Raw genomic sequence first — 21,035 nt, 5'->3', positions numbered from 1 at the left:
CCGCGAGGGGGTCCCACCCGTTCGCACCGCGCAACAGCCTGTTGCCCATCCGGGGCATGTGCCCGCACACCGCGCATGCGATCCTGCGCCCCTGTCCCCGCCAGCGAGATCGCCCGCATGACCACCCTCATCGCCCCCCGCGTGCACGACATCGGCGGTCTGGAAGTCCGCCGTGCCGTGCCGACGCTGCAGGCCCGCAGCGTCGGTCCGTTCGTGTTCGTCGACCAGATGGGCCCGGCCCTGCTCAATCCCGGCACCGGCATCGACGTGCGTCCGCATCCGCACATCGGCCTGGCCACGGTGACCTTCCTGTGGTCCGGCGCCATCGGCCACCGCGACAGCCTCGGTTCGGACCAGGTGATCCGCCCCGGCGACGTCAACTGGATGACCGCCGGCCGTGGCATCTCGCACTCCGAACGCACGCCGCCACCGGAGCGCGAGCACGGCCATCCGCTGCATGGCATGCAGACCTGGATCGCACTGCCCAGGCAGTACGAGGAAGTCGAACCGGCCTTCCACCACCACAGCGCCGCCACCCTGCCCCAGCAACGCCGCAATGGCGCCTGGCTGCGGGTGATCGCCGGCCGCGCCTACGGCGAGGAATCCCCGGTCAAGGTGTTCGCCGACACACTCAACGTGGCCATCGACCTGGACCCGGATGCGGAGATCGACATCGACACCGGCCACCGCGAACGTTCGCTGTACATCCTCGACGGCCAGGCCCAGCTGGACGGCGTCGACGTGCCCGCCCAGCACCTGATCATCCCGGCCAACGGCGCCCGCGGCCGGCTGCGCGCGAAGACGCCGGTCAAGGCGATGCTGATGGGCGGCGAGCCGCTGGATGCACCGCGCCATCTGTGGTGGAACTTCGTGTCCAGTTCCCAGGAGCGCATCGAGCAGGCCAAGGACGATTGGGCAAACGGACGCTTCGGCACCATCCCGGGCGACGCAACGGAATTCATCCCGCTACCGGCGAAGTGAGCCGACGGCCTGCGCGTCACTGAGCCGTCAGGCTGGCTGGATCTTCCCGGCTCGCCACGGCCCACCGGCCCGTGGAATTTGGTTACCGATGAAACCGCGATTTGTGCGCTTGCTCACGTTCCGTTAAGGTCAAGGAATACCCGCCAGCTGGGCTGGCGGGCCGACGCGGCATCCGGGGATGGATGCCAGGTCGCAACGGCGACCACGCCGGCCCGCCGCTGGCGGTGCCGTCGACTTGAACGCCTCTGGGGGAACTGCATGAAAATCGTCTCTGCTGCCGTACTGCTGTGCCTGTGCGCCACCGCCATGGGCGCCCACGCGCAAAGCGCACCCAAGTGCCCGTCGCTGCCGGCTGCCAGCAACCTGCAGTGGCAGGAGCAGGCCACCGGCGATTTCCTGGTGTGCCGCGCGACCACCAGCGACGGCCGCGAAGTCCTCAGCCTGATGCTGACCGGCAGCGATCCGGAGCTGCGCTTCCCGCGCGCGTTGCGCCAGGAGAAGGACAGCTTCGCCGGCGAGGAAATCTACTGGTACCTGCCTGACCTCGGCGGCCAGGAACCCCCGGGCTTCGCCGACCGCCGCGTCAGCGTGGTGAAGATCGACAAGAACCGCTATGCGCAGTTGGCGCTGTATCCCGGCGACAGCGAAGAGCGCGCCGGCCTGCAGCAGATGATCCGCAGCATGAACCTCAATCCGGCAGCCGTGGCCGCCGGTCGCTGATCATGCGCCCCCTGTGGGCGGGGCCGGTGGATGACCGGCCCAACGCCACGGTGGCCTCAGAAACGGCCTTCCTGGAAATCCACGAAGGCCTGCATCAGTTCCTGCCGGGTGTTCATGACGAACGGCCCGTGCCGCATCACCGGCTCGCGCAGCGGACGGCCCGCGACCAGGATCAGCCGTGCACCGGCGCTGCCAGCGGCGAGCTGCAACGCATTGCCTCCGCCAAGCACCGCCATCTGCTGCGCCGCCACCGGCCGCGCATCGTCGCCGACGCCAATCTGCAGATCGCCTTCGAACACATACGCGAACACGTTGTGGCCATCCGGCAGCACGTAGTCCCACGCCGCGCCAGCGTCCAGGGTGATGTCCAGATACACCGGATCGGTCGCCGGCTGCACGATCGGCCCGTGTGTGCCGTCGACCTCGCCGGCGATGATCTTGACCGTCACGCCGGCCACCGGGGTGACCTGCGGGATGCGTTCCGGGGCGAACTCCTGGTACTTCGGCGCGGTCATCTTGTCGCGCGCCGGCAGGTTCACCCACAGCTGGAAGCCGCGCATGCGGCCACTTTCCTGCTCGGGCATTTCTGAATGCACCAGCCCACGACCCGCGGTCATCCACTGCACGCTGCCCGGGGTAAGCAGGCCTTCGTTGCCATGGTTGTCCTTGTGCCGCATGCGCCCGTCGAGCATGTAGGTGACCGTCTCGAAGCCGCGATGCGGATGGCTGGGGAAGCCGGCCAGATAATCCTCGGCCTTGTCGGTACCGAATTCATCCAGCAGCAGGAACGGATCCAGGTCCGGCAGCGCGGAGCCTCCGATCACGCGGGTCAGGCGCACGCCGGCGCCGTCGGAGGTGGGCGAGCCTTCAATGGTGCGCAGCACGCGTGCCGCGGTCTGGGTGCTCATGGAAACTCCAGCAAAGTGTCTACCCGCAAGATGGCGGCTGTCGCGGGCAGCGCCAAGCCCTCGCACCGCAACCCATTGTTCCAGCGGTGCCTGCCACGGCCGGGGAGGTGCCGTGACCGCGTTACGACCAAAGTACTAGCTGGGAAACACCCTGTCTGCATTGACCCGACACGGGGCAAGGCGGACCCTTGTGATGTTCTTAAGGGAGAGTTCACCTCATGAAAGGCTTCTCAAAGCTGGGCTGGGCACTGCTCGCACTGCTCGGCGCATTCTGTCTGGGCACCGTGGCGCTGCGCCGCGGTGAACCCATCAACGCCTTGTGGATCGTGGTCGCCGCGGTCTCCATCTACCTGATCGCCTACCGCTTCTACGGCCTGTTCGTGGCCAGCAAGGTGCTGCAGCTGGACCCCACGCGGGCCACCCCGGCAGTGCTCAACAACGATGGCCTGGACTACGTCCCGACCAACAAGCACGTCCTGTTCGGCCACCATTTCGCCGCCATCGCCGGTGCCGGGCCGCTGGTCGGCCCGGTGCTGGCCGCACAGATGGGCTACCTGCCCGGCCTGCTGTGGCTGGTGGTCGGCGTGGTGCTGGCCGGTGCGGTGCAGGACTTCATGATCCTGGTGCTGTCCAGCCGCCGCAACGGCCGCTCGCTGGGTGACCTGGTGCGCGAGGAAATGGGGCCGGTTCCGGGCACCATCGCCCTGTTCGGTGCGTTCCTGATCATGATCATCATCCTGGCCGTGTTGGCGATGGTGGTGGTCAAGGCGCTGGCGGAAAGCCCGTGGGGCATGTTCACGGTGATCGCCACGATGCCCATCGCGATCTTCATGGGCGTGTACATGCGCTACATCCGCCCCGGCAAGATCGGCGAGATCTCGGTGGTCGGCCTGATCCTGCTGCTGGGTTCCATCTGGTTCGGCGGCATCGTCGCGGCCGATCCGGTCTGGGGCCCGGCCTTCACCTTCACCGCCAAGCAGATCACCTGGATGCTGATCGGCTACGGATTCGTGGCATCAGTGCTGCCGGTGTGGCTGCTGCTGGCACCGCGTGACTACCTGTCCACCTTCCTCAAGATCGGCACCATCATCGCGCTGGCGGTCGGCATCCTGATCGTCATGCCCGAACTGAAGATGCCCGCGCTGACCCAGTTCGCCGCCAGTGGCGACGGCCCGGTGTGGAAGGGCGGGATGTTCCCGTTCCTGTTCATCACCATCGCCTGCGGCGCGGTGTCCGGCTTCCATGCGCTGATTGCCTCGGGCACCACGCCCAAGCTGCTGGCCAATGAAGCGCACGCGCGCTACATCGGCTACGGCGGCATGCTGATGGAATCCTTCGTCGCGGTGATGGCGCTGGTCGCGGCCTCGATCATCGAACCCGGCATCTACTTCGCCATGAACAGCCCGGCCTCGGTGATCGGCGCCGATGCGGTATCGGCGGCGCACTACATCACCACCAACTGGGGCTTCACCATCACCCCGGAGCAGCTGGAAGCCACCGCGGTGGCCATCGGCGAGCCGACCATCCTGCACCGCGCAGGTGGCGCGCCAACCCTGGCCGTCGGCATCGCGATGATCCTGCACGAAGCGATCCCCAGTGCGGGCGACGCGATGATGGCGTTCTGGTACCACTTCGCCATCCTGTTCGAAGCCCTGTTCATCCTGACCGCGGTCGATGCCGGTACCCGTGCCGGTCGCTTCATGCTGCAGGACCTGCTGGGCAACTTCATCCCGGCGCTGAAGAAGACCGAGTCCTGGTCGGCCAACATCCTCGCCACTGCCGGCTGCGTGGCGCTGTGGGGTTACCTCCTGTATTCCGGCGTGGTCGATCCGTTCGGTGGCATCCAGACCCTGTGGCCGCTGTTCGGCATCTCCAACCAGATGCTGGCCGGTATCGCGCTGATGCTGGGCACCGTGGTGCTGTTCAAGATGAAGCGTGACCGCTACGCCTGGGTCACCGCGGTGCCTGCGGTGTGGCTGCTGATCTGCACCACCTACGCCGGCCTGATCAAGATCTTCGACAGCAACCCGGCGCAGGGCTTCCTGGCCCAGGCCCACAAGTTCCAGGATGCCATCGCCAGCGGCACCATCACCGCACCGGCCAAGACCGTCGGCCAGATGCAGCAGATCGTGGTCAACGCCTACGTCAACACCACGCTGACCGTGCTGTTCCTGCTGGTGGTGTTCTCGATCCTGTTCTATGCATTGAAGACCATCGCCGCGGCACGCCGCACGCCGCAGCGCACGGACAAGGAAACCGAGTACGTGAAGCTGCTGCCGCACCAGATGGCGGACCTGTGATGAGTACCGAACTGGTACCGGTCGGCCAGCACCAGGCCCATCGCCGCATCTGGCGGCGCCTGGTGCAGACCGCGCGGCTGTGCTGCGGCATCCCGGACTACGACAACTACGTCCGGCATGTGCTGGAGAACCATCCCGACCGCACGCCGATGGACTACAAGACGTTCTTCCGCGAGCGCCAGGAAGCGCGGTACGGCGGCAGGAACGGCGGACGCTGCTGCTGAGTCAGACGAAAACGGCGGGGCTTGGGCCCCGCCGTTTTTTCATGCCCCGGCCATCGCCTTCAGGATCAGCCCGGTGACATACGCAAGGCCGGTACCGGTCGCATAGCCCACCGTTCCGAGCAGCACGCCGACCGGCGCCAGCGACGGGTGGAACGCCGCAGCCACCACCGGTGCCGACGCTGCCGCACCGATGTTGCCCATCGAGCCGACGCCGAAGAAGAACAACGGCGCACGCATCAGCTTGGCCACGATCCACAGCACCAGCACGTGGGTTGCCATCCAGATCAGGCCGAGCAGGAACAACCACGGACGGTCCAGCAGCGACAGCAGGTCCATCTGCATGCCGATGCAGGCGATCAGGAAGTACAGGAACACCGTCCCCAGCCGCGAGGCACCGGCCGATTCCAGCTGGCGCGCGCGGGTGAAGCTCAACGCCAGGCCCAGCGCGGTGGAGAACAACACCACCCAGACGAACTGGCTGTCCAGGCTGAACTGGCTGGACCAGCCGACGTTGGCCTTGAACCAGGCCGCCAGCGGCGCGGCGATGGCGTGCGCCAGCCCCACCCCGCCCAGCGCCACGCCCACGATGATCATCAGATCGGTCAGGCTGGGAATGCGCGCGTTCTGCGCCTCATAGGCGCTGATGCGCGCCTTCATCTCATCGATGGCGCGGGTGTCGGCGCCGTTGCGGGCATCGATCTGCTGCGAGCGGTTGGCCAGGAACAGCAGGATCGCCATCCACAGGCTGGCACAGGCCACGTCGACCACCGCGAACTGGCCGAAGGTGGTGGCATCGGTGCCGAAGATTTCGCGCATCGCCACCATGTTGGCACCGCCGCCGATCCAGCTGCCGGCCAGCGCGGCCATGCCCGCCCAGGTATCACCGGACACGGTTTCAGGATGGATCAGCTTCATCACCTGGAAGGACACGATCGCACCAAGCATCACCCCGGCGGTACCGGCGCAGAACACCACCAGCAGCTTCGGGCCCAGCTTGACGATGCCCTTGAGGTCGATGGACAGCGTGAGCAGCACCAGCGCTGCGGGCAGCAACACGTCGCGCGCCACCGGGTTGTACAGCGCGGTGGCATGGCCATCGATCAGGCCGGCGGTGTTGTAGATGGCCGGGATGAAGTAACACAGCAGCAACGCCGGAACCCAGGCGAAGATCTTCTTCAACAAAGGCGTGGGGCCACTGGCCGCCCAGAAAATGAGCGCAAGGGTGGCGGCGATGAGCCCCAGGCCGACGATGTCGCTGGAGATCAGGGCGGTAGCGGGTTCGGTCGGCATGCAGTCCTCTGTCGATCGAAAAGTGACGGGCGAAAAAAATGCCGCAGGAGGCGGCACCCGCCGAGCTTACCATCGGCCCTGCCCGGCCGCATGCCGCAGCGCGGCTTGCCCGGTCCTGCGCCGCTGCGCAGAATCCGCCGGAAATCCCCCGGAAACCCGCCAGGAGCACGTCCATGGAACTCGGTGCTTTCTCCATCAGCCTTTCAGTGAAAGACCTTGATGCGTCACGTGCGTTCTATGAGGCGCTGGGCTTCAGCGTGACCGGTGGCGATGCCGCCCAGAACTGGCTGGTGCTGCGCAACGCCAACACCGTGGTCGGGCTGTTCAAGGGAATGTTCGAAGGCAACTGGCTGACCTTCAACCCGGGCTGGGACCAGCAGGCCAAGCCGCTGCCCGGCTTCACCGACATCCGCCAGTTGCAGGCCCAGCTGGATGCCAGCGGCGTCCCCCTGAGCACGCGCGCCGATCACGACGGTAACGGGCCGGCGCACGTGATGCTCAGCGATCCCGATGGCAACGTGATCCTGATCGACCAGCACGTGCCGCGCCCTTCAACCTGAGCGCGAGGCGCTGACATCCAGGGTAGCCAGGGTGCCACGCGGCTGTACCGGTTCAAAATGCAGCGTCCACCCCAGGTGCTCGCAGAGGCGTGCCACCAGTTCCAGGCCGATGCCGCCGTGTTCGTTGCGCAGCCCGCGTGCCATGCGCGCGTGGATGGCGGCGATCTCCTCCGGGCTCATGCCGTGTCCGGGGTCACGCAGGGTCAGCACGCCGGCCGAGGTCAGTTCCAGCTGGATGCTGCCACGTCCACTGTTCTCGATGGCATTGCGCAGCAGGTTGCCGATCGCCGCCTGCACCACCGCCAGCGGCGCGATGACATCCACCGGCGCAGCCTGCAGGCCCACGGTCAGGTCCTTGTCCCCCAGCAGGTGACGATGGTCTTCGATGATCTGCAGCAACAACGGGGCCAGTGCGATGCGCTCGGCGCGCGCGGCCAGCCGCGCCGGATCACGGGCCAGGACCAGCAGCAGTTCGATCAGCTCCTCCACGTCCTCTGCCGTGCGCTGCACGCGCTGCATCTGCTGGCGTGCGCGCTCGGGCAGGCCCGGTTGCTCCAGCGCCAGCTCCGCTGCGCCGGTGATCACCGCCACCGGGGTGCGCAGTTCGTGGCTGGCGGTGCTGATGAAAACCCGTTCGCGCTCGACGAACTGCTCGTTGCGCGCAAGGTAGTCGTTGAGTGAATTGGCGATGGTATGCAGCTCGGCGCTGCCACGCGGATCCACGCTGATGCGCTGGCCCGGCGCCCCCGGTTTCAGCGCGCCGATGTCGCCTGCCAGCAGGCTCAGCGGGCGCACCACCCGCTGCATGCCCAGCCGCGCCATCACCACGGTGACGATCACCATGACCAGCCCGGCCAGCAGCACCCAGCGCGTGGCGAACTGTTCCAGCGCTTCGAAATCGGAAATATCCAGCGCGAGTGCCAGCCGGCCCATGGTTTCCGTCTGGCGCACCATCACCGCCGCCTTGCGTTCGCCGATCGGGATGCCGTCATGCAGCCCGGGATGCAGCCCGCGCAGGGTTTCCGGCGTGCTGGCCTGGTCCAGCCGGTACAGGCTCAGCGTGTCCGAATCCTGCCATCGGTACTGCGGGTCGCGCTCGCTGTGCAGGATGATGCTGTCCAGTTCGGAGTTCAGCAGCGCGCGCCACGCCGCGTGCTCGGCATGTTCATGCACGTTGTTGCCCACGCCGAACACCGCCAGCGAAATCAGCGCAAGGTAGGTCAGCAACCAGCCCAATACGCGCCGGTACAGCGGCGCCGGCCTAGCGGCCATCGATCATCTCTCCTTCCTGCACGGCCAAGCGGTAGCCAACCCGCGGCAGGGTATGCACCAGCTTGCGCGCAAACGGTCCGTCCACGCTGCGGCGCAGTTCGTACACATGCGATCGCAGCAGGTCGCCGTCCGGCGGTTCATCGCCCCACAACGCGAACTCCAGCTGCTGGCGGGTAACGGCAGCCGGACTGGCGCGCATCAGCACTTCCAGCAGCTTGCGGCAGGCCGGGTACAGGTGCAGCACCTGCCCTGCGCGCTGGGCTTCCAACGTGGACAGGTCCAGCACCAGGTCGGCCACCTGCAGGCGCTTGCGTGGGTTGCGTCCCTGCGCGCGCAGCAGCAGCGCATCCAGCCGCACTTCCAGTTCGGGCAAGGCGAAGGGCTTGGTCAGGTAATCATCGGCACCTGCGCGGAAACCGGCGATCTTGTCGGGCAGTTCGTCGCGGGCCGTGAGCATGATCACCGGCACTTCCGAGGCATGTTCGGCGCGCAGGCGACGAAGGACTTCCGGGCCCTCCATGCGCGGCAGCATCCAGTCCAGGATCAGCGCATCGTAGACCTGCGTGGTGGCCAGGTGCAGGCCGGTGATTCCATCGGGCGCAACGTCCAGCACGTGCCCGCGCGACTCGAAATAGTCAAACAGATTGGCGACCAGTTGCCGATTGTCCTCGATCACCAGCAGACGCATGCGCGTATCCATCCCGTAGTTCCCTTCATGGTAGCGCCGCCGATGTCGGAATCCCGTGCCCCCCGCGCTTCCGACGAATTTCCCACGCGCCCGGATGGATAGTCCGGCTTTGCCCGGATGCGCCCCCTTGTCCCCGCCTTCCTTCCCCCGTGCGCGCTGGCGCCTGCCCCTGCTGTGGCTGCTGGTAGTGATCGCGCTGGCGGCCGGCATCGGCATGCGCCTGCCGCAGCCGCCGGACGAGCCCCGCTTCGTGCTGGCCGCGCGTGCCATGCTGGACTCCGGCCAGTGGCTGGTGCCACACCGGGGCAGCGAGTTCTACGCCGAAAAGCCACCGGTGTACATGTGGATGCAGGCAGCGACACAGCGGGTGCTGGACTGGAAGGGAAGCTTCCTGCTGCCTTCCCTGCTGGCCGCCCTGCTCAGCCTGTGGCTGGTGGCCGACCTGGCACGTCGGCTGTGGTCGCCGCGGGTGGCGCCCCATGCCATGGCGGCCCTGTTCTGCAGCCTGCAGTTCGGCCTGATGGCCAAGCGCGCGCAGATCGACATGGTGCTGGTAGCGATGACCACGCTGTCGTTGTGGGGCCTGCTGCGGCACCTGTGCGAACGCCGCAACCTGCCGGCGCTCTGGTTGGCCGGGATCGCCGCCGGCGTGGGCACGGTCACCAAGGGGGTCGGCTTCCTGCCCCTGCTGGTCGTGCTGCCGTGGTTGGCGTGGCGGTGCGGTTACCGGCGGCTGCGCGGCCACGTGGCGCCGGGCCCTGCCCCCTCCACGCTGGCCTGGCTGCTGCCGTCCTTCCTGCTCGGCACTGCGGTCTGGCTGGCGCCGCTGGGTTGGGCCCTGCTGCGCCAGCCCGACCCTGCCCTGCAGGCCTATGCGCATGAACTCCTGTTCAAGCAGACGGCCACCCGTTACGCCCATGCCTGGCACCACCTGCAACCCGCCTGGTACTACCTGCAGGTGATGCTCACGCTGTGGCTGCCCGGCAGCCTGCTGCTGCCCTGGCTGCTGCGGCCGTGGTGGCGGCGGATGCGTCGCACCGATGCACGCCTCTGGCTGCTGCTGGGCTGGGCCGCGATGGTGCTTCTGTTCTTCACCATCAGCCCCGGCAAGCGCGAGGTCTACCTGCTGCCGATGCTGCCGGCGCTCGCGCTGGCCAGTGCCCCGCTGTTGCCCGGCCTGCTGCGCCGGACCGGTGTGCGCCGCTACCTGCTGGGCTACAGCATCGCCTTGGGGCTGCTGGCGATCACCGTCGGTGCCCTGTTGGTGTACGCCGCGCCATGGGCCGTAGCGCAACTCGAGCGACGCGCGATGCCGACCAGCCTGTTGCCCGTTCTGGGGGCAGGCCTGCTGGTCCTGGGAGGCGCCGTACTGGGGATATCAGCATGGCTGCGGCAACGCCACGCCGGCGCACTGGTGCTGGTGACCCATGCGTTGCTGTGGTGCGTGTACGGCGTCGTGCTGCTGCCCGCGATGGACCCCTACGCTTCCGCTTCGGCCCTGATGCAGCGTGCAGGCGCACGGATCGGGCCACAGGCCGAACTGGGCCTGCTGGCCTGGCGCGAACAGAACCTGCTGCAGGCCGACCGACCGGTCCGCGAGTTCGGCTTCAAGCGTCCGTGGGACCTGCAATGGCAGGACGCCGGCCAATGGCTCGCTGCTGCGCCACAGACACGCTGGCTGCTGGTGCTGGATGCGGCGATCAGCCCCTGCGTGGATACCGCGCAGATAATTGACATCGGCATGTCCAACGGCAATCGATGGCAGCTGGTACCGGGAACGGCCTGGTCCCGCACTTGCCACGCAGCGGCGCGCGGGGCAAGCGACGCTGAAGACTGAGTCAGCGCGGCGGGATGGTCCGGTTTAACCGAAGCCGAACGTCGCTCCGATTTTTCTCCGACATCGCGCTCCCTAGCATGGCCGCGGATCCTCCAAAGGCCTTGTGCATGCACCGCATCGCTGTTCCCGGATATCCGCTCCCACGCGTTCGGCAGATCGCAGGCAGCGGATTCACTGCACGCCACCTGTGGCTGCCGTTGATCGCAGCCTCCCTGATGTTCAGCGCGCTGATGCTGGGCGGCGACCAGTGGATCGCCGACCGCGTCTTCGCGCTGGAAGGCCAGCACTGGCTGCTGCGCGATGCGTGGGCCACCACCGTCCTGATGCACGCGGGCGGCAAATGGCTCAGCGCCACCGCAACGTTGCTGGTCCTGGTGCTGTGTTTCCACCAGTGGCGCTACGGCAGCAATCGACACCTGCGCTGGGCGCTGCTGTACCTCGTGCTGGCCATTGCACTGGGCACCGGCGCGGTATCGCTGCTGAAATCGCTGACCCACATGGACTGCCCGTGGGACCTGCTGCGCTATGGCGGACAGCGTCCGTTCGTCGGCCTTCTGCAGGCGCGACCCGCCGCCCTGCCCACCGCCGCCTGCTTCCCAGCCGGCCAGGCCAGTGCGGGTTACGCGTGGGTCAGCCTGTACTTCTTCGCGCTGCTGTGGCGACCGGCCTGGCGCTGGCGCGGGCTTGCCGTTGGCCTGCTTGCTGGCATCGCGCTGGGGCTGGCCCAGCAGCTTCGCGGCGCGCATTTCATGTCGCACGACCTGGCCACGCTGAGCGTCTGCTGGCTGCTCTCGCTGGGCCTGTATGCGCTGGCGCGTTCCCGCCTGCCGCGTCGGGCTTGGCACGCAGCGGGGGCGCGCGCATGAATGCCACCGTCGCACGCGGCGTACGGCTGCCGGCCATGGCCTGGCTGCAGTGGCGCCCGCTGATCTCCAGCGAGGCGCTGATCGCGCTTGCCAGCCTGTACTTCGCCGTCGCAGGCAATGGGCTGTTCTGGACCAGCGCAATGGCCACCCACCCCGGCAGCATCCGCTATGCCGTGTCGCTGCTGCTGCTGCTGCTCGGGACCCACGCCTTCCTGCTGGGTCTGCTGGTCTGGCGCTGGAACGGCAAGGCCGTGGTCAGCCTGCTGATCCTGCTGACCACGCTGGCTTCGCACTACATGAGCCGTTACCACATCTACCTGGATGCGGACATGCTGCGCAACGTGCTGGCAACCGACCGCCGCGAAAGCCGCGAGCTGCTCACCGCCTCGCTGGCCGGGCCGTTGCTGATCGGCATGCTGCCGGTGGTCGCGCTGTGGCGGGTGCAGTTGGCGCAGCGGCGCTGGACCGCCACCCTGATGTGGCGCGCCGGCTTCCTGCTGCTCGCCGCCAGCGTGGCACTCGGCGGTGCGCTGCTGTCGTTCCAGGAAATCTCGGCATTGATGCGCAACCAGCGCGAAGTGCGCTACCTGGCCACGCCCGCCAATGTCCTGCTGGGACTGCCGCGCGCCCTGCGTGGCGACAACCCGGTGCAGCGCGCGCCCAAGCTGCCGATCGGCACCGATGCCCAGGCGATGCCCCGCGTGGCGGGAAGCAGGCCACGCCTGCTGCTGGTCGTCATCGGCGAAACCGCGCGTGCGCAGGACTGGGGGCTCAATGGCGGCACGCGCCAGACCACCCCGGAACTGGCGCAGAAACCGGTGATCAACTTCCCCGACATGCATTCCTGTGGCACCAGCACCGAAGTATCGCTGCCCTGCATGTTCTCGCCGTGGGGACGCCGCGACTACGACGAGAAGAAAATACGTGCGCACCAGTCGCTGCTGCATGTGCTGGACCATGCCGGGATCGCGACGCTGTGGCGTGACAACCAGTCCGGCTGCAAAGGCGTCTGCGATGGACTGCCGTTGCAGTCGCTTACCGATGCCACCACGCCGGGGCTGTGCGTCGACGGTCGCTGCATGGATGAGATCCTGCTGCAGGACCTGCCGGCACAGGCCCGCGCGAAACCCGGTGACCGGGTCATCGTGCTGCATCAGCTGGGCAACCACGGGCCAGCTTATTTTGAACGCTATCCGCCGCGCTTCCGCCGCTTCACGCCTACCTGCGATACCGCTGACCTCGGTCGTTGCACGCGTGCCCAGATCGCCAACAGCTACGACAACGCGCTGCTGTACACCGACCATGTACTGGCCCAGGCGATAGGGCGCCTGCAGGGGATGGAGGACTACGACACCGCGATGATCTATGTCTCCGACCATGGCGAATCGCTGGGAGAGAAAGGCCTGTTCCTGCACGGGGTGCCCTACGCGATCGCACCGCAGGAGCAGACCCATGTGCCGATGACGATGTGGTTCTCACCGCAGTTCGTGCGCGACCGCAGGCTGGACCTGGCCTGCCTGCGCGAGCGTGCCGGCCAGCGCACCGACCACGATGCGCTGTTCTCCTCCGTGCTGGGCCTGATGCAGGTGCGCACCGCGCTGTACGATCCGCAGCACGACCTGTTCGCCCGCTGCGAAGGCTGATCGGCGTGCGTCGTCCCGCCCCGTAGTGCCCTTCATTGCACTGCCCCTTGCGGCAGCGGGCCCGGGCCACTAGCCTTCAGCGGTCGTTCACCACCCAAGGACCACCCGTGAAACACCGTCATCTCCTGTTGGCGTCGGCAATCGCCGCCGCCACGCTGTCGCTGGCCGCCTGCAAGAAGGAGCCCACCCCGGGCACCGACACCGCGACCGCAATGGCGCCGGCCGGCGAAACCGCCGACCAGTTCGTGGCCCGCATCAATGCCGAATACAAGGCCGCGTACCCGGAGATGACCTCGGCGCAGTGGCTGTCGTCGACCTACATCAACGGCGATTCCGAACGCGTGGCGGCCAAGGCCAACGAACGCTCGCTGACCCAGCTCAACAGCTGGATCGAACAGGCGGCCAAGTTCGAAGGCCAGCCGATGTCCGACGACAGCAAGCGTGCGCTGCGGCTGCTCAAGCTGATGTCGTCGATGCCGGCCCCGCGCGACCCGGCCAAGCTGGCGCAGCTGACCCAGATCGCCACCCGCATGGAAGGCAGCTATGGCGCCGGCAAGTACTGCACCGACGCCAACGATCCGAACTCCTGCCGCCAGCTCGGCGACCTGGAACAGGTGCTGTCCAGCAGCCGCGACTACGACCAGCAGCTGGATGCGTGGCAGGGCTGGCACGGCACCACCAGGAACATGCGGGGCGACTACCAGCAGTTCGTCGGCCTGGTGAACGAAGGTGCCAAGGGGCTGGGCTTCGCCGATGCCGGGCAGATGTGGCGCAGTGGCTATGACATGCCGCCGGAGCAGATCGGCCCGGAAACCGATCGCCTGTGGGAACAGGTCAAGCCGATGTACGAGCAGCTGCACTGCTACGCCCGCGGCAAGCTCGACGCCACCTATGGCAAGGACAAGGCCGAAGTGGGCAACGGCCTGATCGCCGCCCACCTGACCGGCAACATGTGGCAGCAGGACTGGTCCAACCTGTGGGACCAGCTGCAGCCGTATCCCGGTGCCGGCAGCCTGGACATCACCGCTGCGCTGGAAAAGCAGTACCAGGGCAACCTCAGCGGCGCGCTGGCCAAGGCCGGCAGCAACGCCAACGTGGAAAGCCTGTACAAGGCGCAGCGTGAAGCCGAACTGCGTACCGCGCGGCAGATGACCGAACGCGCGCAGGACTTCTACGTGTCGCTGGGCATGCCGGCGCTGCCGAAGTCGTATTGGGAGAATACCCAGTTCATCAAGCCGCAGGACCGCGACGTGGTCTGCCATGCCAGCGCCTGGGACATGAACATGGAAGGCGACGTGCGCACCAAGATGTGCATCAAACCGAACGAAGAGAACTTCACCACGATCTACCACGAGCTCGGCCACATCTATTACGACCTGGCCTACAACCCGCTGCCCCCGCTGTTCCAGGGCGGTGCCAACGATGGCTTCCATGAAGCGATCGGCGACACCATCGTGCTGGCGATGACGCCCAAGTACCTGAACTCCATCGGCCTGGTCGACAAGCCGGAAGAAAGCCGCGAAGCGGTGATCAACAACCAGATGCGCATGGCGCTGTCCGGCGTGGCCTTCCTGCCGTTCGGCCTGATGATCGACCGCTGGCGCTGGGGCGTGTTCGACGGCTCGATCACCCCGGACAACTACAACAAGGCCTGGTGGGACCTGAAGGCGCGCTACCAGGGCGTGGCCCCGCCGACCACGCGCGGTGAAGAGTTCTTCGATCCGGGCGCCAAGTACCACGTGCCGGGCAACACGCCGTACACCCGCTACTTCCTGGCGCGGATCCTGCAGTTCCAGTTCTACAAAGGCCTGTGCGATGCGTCCGGCTACAAGGGACCGCTGCACGAATGCAGCTTCTACGGCAACAAGGAAGCCGGGCAGAAGTTCTGGTCGATGCTGAGCAAGGGCGCCAGCCAGCCGTGGCAGGCCACGCTGAAGGAGCTCACCGGCGGTGACAAGCTCGATGCCGGCCCGATGATCGAATACTTCACCCCGGTCAACGCCTGGCTGAAGGAGCAGAACCAGGGCCAGGTCTGCGGTTGGCAGGCCAGCGCGGCCGCGCCGGCAGCACCGGCAGCGCCTGCACAGCGCTGATCATCCGGTGGCGTCGGGCATGGCCCGGCGCCACCATCGGACGTCATGCAACGCCGGGCATCGCCCGGCGCGATCAGGCGGGGTCAGTTGGCCTTGCCAGCGGCCATCTTCGCTGCCAGCGCGTCCTTGAACTCATCGAAACTGAGCCCCTGCGCATTGGCCTCGGCCTGCGCGGCATCGCGCAGCGCATCCGAATACACCAGGCGCACCGGCGTGCCCTTGCGTTCGTGCAGTTCGCCGGCCTGCATGATCAAGGCCAGCACCTGGGCGGCGCTTTCACTCTGGCCGGCGATGCGGCCATCCATGCCCAGCACCCATTCACCATCGCGTCGCACCACGCCGGCCAGCAGCGTGCGCTGCTGGTCACGCAGTTCGGCGTGCGGCTCGACCGGCGAGGCCTGCGCGGCTTCGCGGTTGGCGGCCTGGGTTTCGCGGCGCCGGCGGATGTCACGGCGCAGTTTGGAGGTGGTCGACATCAGCGGAGTACGGGCAATCGGGGCGCCAAGGATACCGCACGCCACGCGCGGACCTGCTTCACGGCGGGCCGCCCGCGGCCACCCGCAGTGCCTCTTGGTCGCGCTCGCGCCGGTGTTCCCAGTACCAGAACACGAAGCCCACGGCGAAAAACGCCGCCTGGCCCAGGGCCAGCTGCAGCGGCGAATGGCTGAGCAGCGGCGACACCAGCCCGGCCACCAGGGTGCTGACCATCAGCTGCAGGAAGGCCTGCAACGACGACGCCAGCCCGCGCTGGTGCGGGTACATGTCCAGCACCGCCAGCGCCAGGATCGGGAAGATCAGCGCCATGCCCAAGCCACCGATGAAGATCGGCAGCACCGCCCAGGGCAGCGCAAGCTGCGGCGCGGTGGCCACGTAGGCGATGTTCAGCACGGCGGACACCGCGCAGCAGATGAAGCCGATGCTGACCTGGCGGGTCGGCGTGGTGCGGCCGGCCATGCGCCCGGACAGGAACGAACCGGCCGTCATGCCGCCGATGGTCGGGATGAACAACCAGGCGAATCCGCCCTCGCCCAGCCGCAGGTGCTGCATCACGAACATCGGCGCGGAGGCGATGTACAGGAAGATGCCACCGAAGTTGATGCTGCCGGCCAGCGCCAGCCGCATGAAGCGAGGATTGGAGCCGATGCGCAGGTAGTCGCGCACCAGTCCGCGCGGCGACAACGGCGTGCGCGCGGCGACCGGATGGGTTTCCGGCAGGAAACGCGCGGTGGCCACCAGCAGCAGCAGCGAGAACACCACCAGGAACCAGAAGATCAGTGGCCAGCCGGCACCGCTGAGCAGGATCCAGCCGCCGATGATCGGCGCGATGGCCGGCGCGATGCCGAAGATCATCGACACCTGGCTCATCAACCGCTGCGCATCGTGGCCGTGGTACAGGTCACGGATCACCGCGCGGCCGACGATCATGCCGACGCCGGCCGACAGGCCCTGCAGCGCGCGGAACATCAGCAGCGTGGTCAGGTCGGTGGACAGGGCACAGCCGACCGAGGCGCCCACGAACACCACCAGGCCGCCGAGGATGACCCGCTTGCGTCCCCAGGCATCGGACAGGGGGCCGTGCGCCAGGCTCATCAGGCCATAGAACAGCAGGTAGACACTGACGGTCTGCTGCACCGCCACTTCGTCCACCCCGAGCCGCTGCGCCAACTGCGGGAACGCCGGGAAAATGGTGTCGATGGAGAACGGGCCGAACATCGCCAGGCCTGCGAGCAGCAGGGCCAGACGGCGGGTCGAAGGCGAGGCGGCAGTCATGGGAGCGTCCGGAGGAGCCGCGCAGGCCATGCGCGGCAGGCGCCCGACCCGGCCCAGGCAGGACAGGAAGGTGGCGCCGGATGAATACGAGAGTGGCGCCATGATAGGCCGTTGGCCGCCCCAATACCATGCGATCCGGACCGAATCCGTCCGGTGGGTCGCAACGCATTCAGCAGGGTCTATCGGGCCGCCGCTCCCCCGCCTTCCACGCGGCCCGCTATAATCGGCGGGCAACAAGGTGGGAGAAGCAGGACACCGCTGCCGAAGGCGCAAACGCCCGTAATCGCTCAGGCCCGTGACCACCCGCATCAAAACTCTGGAGAGACCGGTTCGATCCGGCGCCGAAGGGGCACGAAGCCGCGCACACGCGCGCTTCCAAACTCTCAGGCAAAAGGACAGAGGGGCGCCCCGCGGGCTGCTGATCGGCAGCCTGCCCACGTGCGTGCCCTTTCCCGACGGATCCTTCGCCATGTCCCAGAACACCCCTTCGTTGCGCGAGCTTGAACACCACAACGCGTTCGTCGAGCGCCACATCGGCCCCAACGACGCGGAGATCGCGCAGATGCTCGGCGTGGTCGGCCATGCCTCGCTGGATGCGCTGACCGATGCCATCGTGCCGGCCCGGATCAAGTCGCCGGCGCCGCTGGCGCTGCCCGAATCGATCACCGAAGTGCAGGCACTGGCCAAGATCCGCGCCATCGCCGACCAGAACACCGTGCTGCGCAGCTTCATCGGACAGGGCTACTACGGCACCCACACGCCGAACGTCATCCTGCGCAACATCCTGGAAAATCCGGCGTGGTACACCGCCTACACCCCGTACCAGGCCGAGATCTCGCAGGGCCGCATGGAAGCGCTGATCAACTTCCAGACCCTGTGCGCCGACCTGACCGGCATGGAAATCGCCAACGCCTCGCTGCTGGACGAAGCCACCGCCGCCGCCGAGGCGATGACCCTGGCCAAGCGTTCGGCCAAGTCGAAGTCGGACACCTTCTTCGTGCACGACGCGGTGCATCCGCAGACGCTGGAACTGCTGCGCACCCGCGCCGAGCCCCTGGGCATCGTGCTGCGCGTGGGCACCCCGGCTGAAGCACTGGAAGCGGAGGCGTTCGGCCTGCTGCTGCAGTACCCGGACACCTTCGGCCAGGTCGCCGACCACAAGGCGCTGGTGGATGCCGTGCATGCGCGCGGCGGCCTGGTCGCCGTGGCCACCGACCTGCTGGCACTGACCCTGCTGGCCGCCCCCGGCGAATGGGGCGCGGACATCGTGGTCGGCAACAGCCAGCGCTTCGGCGTGCCGTTCGGCTTCGGCGGTCCGCATGCGGCCTTCATGGCCTGCCGCGATGCCTACAAGCGTTCGATGCCGGGCCGCCTGATCGGCGTTTCCATCGACGCCCAGGGCAACCCCGCCTACCGCCTCACCCTGCAGACCCGCGAGCAGCACATCCGCCGCGAGAAGGCCACCTCCAACATCTGCACCGCACAGGTGCTGCTGGCGGTGATGGCCTCGATGTATGCGGTGTACCACGGTCCGGACGGGCTGACCCGCATCGCCCGCCGCACCCACCGCCTGGCGGCGATCCTGGCCGCGGCCCTGCGCAGCAACGGCGTTGCCGTCGGCAGCGAATTCTTCGATACGCTGCACGTGACCGGCATCGATGCCGCCGCGATCCACCAGGCCGCACGCGCGGCCGGTTACAACCTGCGCGCCATCGACAGCAGCTCGGTCAGCATCAGCCTGGACGAGACCGCCACCCGCGAGGACGTGGTCGCGCTGGCCGCCGTGTTCGGTGCGCAGGCCGACGTGGATGCGCTGGACGGCAGCACCGCCGACGCGATCCCGGCCGAGCTGGTGCGCCGCAGCGACTTCCTGACCCACCCGGTGTTCAACACCCACCACAGCGAGCACGAACTGCTGCGCTACCTGCGTTCGCTGGCCGACAAGGACCTGGCGATGGACCGCACGATGATCCCGCTGGGTTCGTGCACGATGAAGCTCAACGCCACCGCCGAGATGATTCCGGTGACCTGGCCGGAGTTCGGCAACATCCATCCCCTGGTGCCGGCCGACCAGGCCGTGGGCTACAAGGCGCTGATCGAAGGCCTGGAAGCAATGCTGGTGGAATGCACCGGCTACGACGCGGTGAGTCTGCAGCCCAATTCCGGCGCGCAGGGCGAATACGCCGGCCTGCTGGCGATCCGCGCCTATCACCGTTCGCGCGGCGATGACCATCGCGATATCTGCCTCATTCCCGATTCGGCCCACGGCACCAACCCGGCGTCGGCGCAGATGTGCGGCATGAAGGTCGTGGTCACCAAGACCGACGCCAACGGCAACGTCGATGTCGAAGACATCCGACGCAATGCGGAAAAGTACAGCGACCGCCTTGCCGCGCTGATGGTCACCTACCCGTCCACCCACGGCGTGTTCGAAGAAGAGATCGTGGAGATCTGCGAGATCATCCACCAGCACGGCGGCCAGGTGTACACCGACGGTGCCAACATGAACGCCCTGGTCGGCGTGGCCAAGCCCGGCAAGTGGGGCTCGGACGTGTCGCACCTGAACCTGCACAAGACCTTCTGCATCCCGCACGGCGGTGGTGGTCCCGGCGTGGGCCCCTGCGCGGTGAAGTCGCACCTGGCCCCGTTCCTGCCGCGCGTGCTCGGTGGCGAAGGCGATGTCGGGATGGTTTCGGCGGCCTCGTTCGGCAGCGCGTCGATCCTGCCGATCAGCTGGATGTACATCACGCTGATGGGCAGCGAAGGCCTGCGCAAGGCAACCCAGGTCGCCCTGCTCAACGCCAACTACATCGCCACCCGCCTGGCCCCGCACTTCAAGACCCTGTACACCGGCCGCAACGGGCTGGTGGCGCATGAGTGCATCCTGGACGTGCGCCCGCTGGAAAAGACCAGCGGCATCGGTGCCGAAGACATCGCCAAGCGCCTGATCGACTTTGGTTTCCACGCCCCGACGCTCAGCTTCCCGGTCGCCGGCACGTTGATGGTGGAGCCGACCGAAAGCGAATCCCAGCACGAGCTGGACCGCTTCATCGACGCGATGATCCAGATCCGCGAAGAGATCGCCGCCATCGAAGATGGCCGCCTGGAGCGCGAGGACAACCCGCTGAAGAACGCACCGCACACTGCCACCGCAGTGACGGCCAGCGAGTGGACCCACGCCTACCCGCGCGAACTGGCGGCGTTCCCGCTGGCCAGCCTGAAGCAGTCCAAGTACTGGCCGCCGGTAGCCCGCGTGGACAACGTGTATGGCGACAAGAACGTGATGTGCGCCTGCATCCCGGTCGATGCGTACAAGGATGACGAAGTCGACGCCTGACCTGCCTTCCGGGGCAGCCGATGGTCAACCACAAGGCCCGCGCAAGCGGGCCTTGTGCGTCATGGACAGGGTTCCACCATGGCCATCATGAAGAACAACGACAAAGAAGCACGCAGGCCCCTGACGGCGGCGCTCCTGCTTCCCTGATGGGTTTGATGCGACGGCAGCGGGACGATGCTGGCACGTTCCGCCGCGACAGCCCGGAACGGCCCCGCATCAATCGGGGCACGTCTCCTTCCTGCAGCGCAGGGAGTCTCTCGTCACCAGTGGAGCCATTCCATGAAACGCATCAGATCACTGCCCGCCATCGCCCTGCTCAGCGGGCTGCTTGCCGCGCCGGCCGCCTTTGCGCAGGACACCGCCGACCAGTGCGGCATCGTCGACTGCGGAGCGCGATACGCCGTCTGCATCATTGCCCAGAGCATCTTCACCTGTACGGCGAAACTCGCTCTGTGCCTGATGAGCGGAGGCCAAGACAATGGCTCAGCCAGCATGGACCGCCGTGACTGACAGCGTCCCTCGGTGCGTAGCGGTCCGGACCGCTAC

The 21,035-nt window shown here is 67.3% G+C and carries 17 protein-coding genes and 1 riboswitch; of the genes, 11 read left to right on the top strand and 6 right to left on the bottom strand.

Features of this window, described 5'->3' with window-relative positions; all coding sequences use genetic code 11:
• The first annotated feature begins 117 nt into the window (after positions 1-117).
• Together ABB28_RS13700 and ABB28_RS13695 are read left to right on the top strand one after the other, a co-directional pair.
• Positions 118-981, top strand: a complete 864-nt coding sequence (locus ABB28_RS13700; RefSeq protein ID WP_057509150.1) for a pirin family protein — start codon at positions 118-120, stop codon at positions 979-981.
• 258 nt (positions 982-1,239) lie between these two features.
• Positions 1,240-1,701: a hypothetical protein gene (locus ABB28_RS13695; protein ID WP_057509149.1), complete on the top strand. Its 462-nt coding sequence runs from the start codon at positions 1,240-1,242 to the stop codon at positions 1,699-1,701.
• A gap of 56 nt (positions 1,702-1,757) precedes the next feature.
• Here ABB28_RS13695 and ABB28_RS13690 read toward each other — a convergent pair whose 3' ends face one another.
• Positions 1,758-2,609, bottom strand: a complete 852-nt coding sequence (locus tag ABB28_RS13690) for a pirin family protein (RefSeq protein WP_057509148.1) — start codon at positions 2,607-2,609, stop codon at positions 1,758-1,760.
• Between the two features lie 218 nt (positions 2,610-2,827).
• Between ABB28_RS13690 and ABB28_RS13685 the strand changes: the two genes are divergently transcribed.
• Positions 2,828-4,909 carry a carbon starvation CstA family protein gene (locus ABB28_RS13685; protein WP_057509147.1) on the top strand — a complete coding sequence of 694 codons (2,082 nt, stop codon included), beginning with the start codon at positions 2,828-2,830 and terminating at the stop codon, positions 4,907-4,909.
• Entirely contained in the window at positions 4,909-5,133 is a 225-nt protein-coding gene (locus ABB28_RS13680) for a YbdD/YjiX family protein (RefSeq protein WP_057509146.1), read from the top strand. Before ABB28_RS13685 ends, ABB28_RS13680 begins: the two co-directional genes overlap by 1 nt.
• Positions 5,134-5,172: 39 nt before the next feature.
• Here ABB28_RS13680 and ABB28_RS13675 read toward each other — a convergent pair whose 3' ends face one another.
• Positions 5,173-6,423: a DUF819 family protein gene (locus ABB28_RS13675; RefSeq protein ID WP_057509145.1), complete on the bottom strand. Its 1,251-nt coding sequence runs from the start codon at positions 6,421-6,423 to the stop codon at positions 5,173-5,175.
• Between the two features lie 173 nt (positions 6,424-6,596).
• Between ABB28_RS13675 and ABB28_RS13670 the strand changes: the two genes are divergently transcribed.
• On the top strand, positions 6,597-6,983 hold the full coding sequence (locus tag ABB28_RS13670; protein WP_057509144.1) for a VOC family protein: 387 nt from the start codon (positions 6,597-6,599) through the stop codon (positions 6,981-6,983).
• Here the strand turns inward: ABB28_RS13670 and ABB28_RS13665 are convergent.
• Together ABB28_RS13665 and ABB28_RS13660 are read right to left on the bottom strand one after the other, a co-directional pair.
• Entirely contained in the window at positions 6,975-8,255 is a 1,281-nt protein-coding gene (locus ABB28_RS13665) for a sensor histidine kinase (RefSeq protein ID WP_057509143.1), read from the bottom strand. The two genes, ABB28_RS13670 and ABB28_RS13665, sit on opposite strands and share 9 nt — an antisense overlap.
• On the bottom strand, positions 8,245-8,943 hold the full coding sequence (locus tag ABB28_RS13660) for a response regulator transcription factor (protein WP_057509153.1): 699 nt from the start codon (positions 8,941-8,943) through the stop codon (positions 8,245-8,247). The genes ABB28_RS13665 and ABB28_RS13660 overlap by 11 nt, the downstream gene beginning before the upstream one ends.
• Before the next feature lie 94 nt (positions 8,944-9,037).
• Here ABB28_RS13660 and ABB28_RS13655 point away from each other — a divergent pair, with 94 nt between their 5' ends.
• The 4 genes from ABB28_RS13655 to ABB28_RS13640 all read left to right on the top strand — a co-directional run bounded on the left by ABB28_RS13655 (position 9,038) and on the right by ABB28_RS13640 (position 15,382).
• Positions 9,038-10,780: an ArnT family glycosyltransferase gene (locus ABB28_RS13655; RefSeq protein WP_057509142.1), complete on the top strand. Its 1,743-nt coding sequence runs from the start codon at positions 9,038-9,040 to the stop codon at positions 10,778-10,780.
• Between the two features lie 107 nt (positions 10,781-10,887).
• Positions 10,888-11,646 (top strand): phosphatase PAP2 family protein, encoded by a 759-nt coding sequence (locus tag ABB28_RS13650; protein WP_425479552.1) that lies wholly within the window; start codon positions 10,888-10,890, stop codon positions 11,644-11,646.
• The gene (locus tag ABB28_RS13645; RefSeq protein WP_057509151.1) at positions 11,643-13,289 is read left to right on the top strand and encodes a phosphoethanolamine transferase; all 1,647 of its coding nucleotides are present in this window, start codon (positions 11,643-11,645) and stop codon (positions 13,287-13,289) included. The genes ABB28_RS13650 and ABB28_RS13645 overlap by 4 nt, the downstream gene beginning before the upstream one ends.
• Before the next feature lie 107 nt (positions 13,290-13,396).
• Complete coding sequence (locus ABB28_RS13640; protein ID WP_057509141.1) at positions 13,397-15,382, top strand: M2 family metallopeptidase; 1,986 nt, start codon at positions 13,397-13,399, stop codon at positions 15,380-15,382.
• Positions 15,383-15,465: 83 nt separating this feature from the next.
• Here ABB28_RS13640 and ABB28_RS13635 read toward each other — a convergent pair whose 3' ends face one another.
• Positions 15,466-15,858: a hypothetical protein gene (locus ABB28_RS13635; RefSeq protein ID WP_057509140.1), complete on the bottom strand. Its 393-nt coding sequence runs from the start codon at positions 15,856-15,858 to the stop codon at positions 15,466-15,468.
• A 58-nt stretch (positions 15,859-15,916) separates the two neighbouring features.
• The gene (locus ABB28_RS13630) at positions 15,917-17,152 is read right to left on the bottom strand and encodes a multidrug effflux MFS transporter (RefSeq protein WP_057509139.1); all 1,236 of its coding nucleotides are present in this window, start codon (positions 17,150-17,152) and stop codon (positions 15,917-15,919) included.
• Between the two features lie 306 nt (positions 17,153-17,458).
• Positions 17,459-17,561: riboswitch (glycine riboswitch) on the top strand.
• A gap of 60 nt (positions 17,562-17,621) precedes the next feature.
• Between ABB28_RS13630 and gcvP the strand changes: the two genes are divergently transcribed.
• Both gcvP and ABB28_RS13620 read left to right on the top strand, forming a co-directional pair.
• Complete coding sequence (gene gcvP / locus ABB28_RS13625) at positions 17,622-20,489, top strand: aminomethyl-transferring glycine dehydrogenase (RefSeq protein ID WP_057509138.1); 2,868 nt, start codon at positions 17,622-17,624, stop codon at positions 20,487-20,489.
• 279 nt (positions 20,490-20,768) lie between these two features.
• The gene (locus ABB28_RS13620) at positions 20,769-20,999 is read left to right on the top strand and encodes a hypothetical protein (RefSeq protein WP_057509137.1); all 231 of its coding nucleotides are present in this window, start codon (positions 20,769-20,771) and stop codon (positions 20,997-20,999) included.
• Positions 21,000-21,035 lie beyond the last annotated feature (36 nt).

Source organism: Stenotrophomonas chelatiphaga, from assembly GCF_001431535.1.
Lineage (GTDB): Bacteria > Pseudomonadota > Gammaproteobacteria > Xanthomonadales > Xanthomonadaceae > Stenotrophomonas > Stenotrophomonas chelatiphaga.
Note: the sequence above shows the minus strand (reverse complement) of the source record. Positions and strands in the feature narration are given on the sequence as shown.

What these genes read in the sequence shown, in the direction of transcription:
- ABB28_RS13700 (WP_057509150.1), top strand. Translation starts at nt 118, where the DNA reads ATGACCACCCTCATCGCCCCCCGCGTGCACGACATCGGCGGTCTGGAA.
- ABB28_RS13695 (WP_057509149.1), top strand. Translation starts at nt 1,240, where the DNA reads ATGAAAATCGTCTCTGCTGCCGTACTGCTGTGCCTGTGCGCCACCGCC.
- ABB28_RS13690 (WP_057509148.1), bottom strand. Translation starts at nt 2,609, where the DNA reads ATGAGCACCCAGACCGCGGCACGCGTGCTGCGCACCATTGAAGGCTCG.
- ABB28_RS13685 (WP_057509147.1), top strand. Translation starts at nt 2,828, where the DNA reads ATGAAAGGCTTCTCAAAGCTGGGCTGGGCACTGCTCGCACTGCTCGGC.
- ABB28_RS13680 (WP_057509146.1), top strand. Translation starts at nt 4,909, where the DNA reads ATGAGTACCGAACTGGTACCGGTCGGCCAGCACCAGGCCCATCGCCGC.
- ABB28_RS13675 (WP_057509145.1), bottom strand. Translation starts at nt 6,423, where the DNA reads ATGCCGACCGAACCCGCTACCGCCCTGATCTCCAGCGACATCGTCGGC.
- ABB28_RS13670 (WP_057509144.1), top strand. Translation starts at nt 6,597, where the DNA reads ATGGAACTCGGTGCTTTCTCCATCAGCCTTTCAGTGAAAGACCTTGAT.
- ABB28_RS13665 (WP_057509143.1), bottom strand. Translation starts at nt 8,255, where the DNA reads ATGGCCGCTAGGCCGGCGCCGCTGTACCGGCGCGTATTGGGCTGGTTG.
- ABB28_RS13660 (WP_057509153.1), bottom strand. Translation starts at nt 8,943, where the DNA reads ATGCGTCTGCTGGTGATCGAGGACAATCGGCAACTGGTCGCCAATCTG.
- ABB28_RS13655 (WP_057509142.1), top strand. Translation starts at nt 9,038, where the DNA reads ATGGATAGTCCGGCTTTGCCCGGATGCGCCCCCTTGTCCCCGCCTTCC.
- ABB28_RS13650 (WP_425479552.1), top strand. Translation starts at nt 10,888, where the DNA reads ATGCACCGCATCGCTGTTCCCGGATATCCGCTCCCACGCGTTCGGCAG.
- ABB28_RS13645 (WP_057509151.1), top strand. Translation starts at nt 11,643, where the DNA reads ATGAATGCCACCGTCGCACGCGGCGTACGGCTGCCGGCCATGGCCTGG.
- ABB28_RS13635 (WP_057509140.1), bottom strand. Translation starts at nt 15,858, where the DNA reads ATGTCGACCACCTCCAAACTGCGCCGTGACATCCGCCGGCGCCGCGAA.
- ABB28_RS13630 (WP_057509139.1), bottom strand. Translation starts at nt 17,152, where the DNA reads ATGACTGCCGCCTCGCCTTCGACCCGCCGTCTGGCCCTGCTGCTCGCA.
- gcvP (WP_057509138.1), top strand. Translation starts at nt 17,622, where the DNA reads ATGTCCCAGAACACCCCTTCGTTGCGCGAGCTTGAACACCACAACGCG.
- ABB28_RS13620 (WP_057509137.1), top strand. Translation starts at nt 20,769, where the DNA reads ATGAAACGCATCAGATCACTGCCCGCCATCGCCCTGCTCAGCGGGCTG.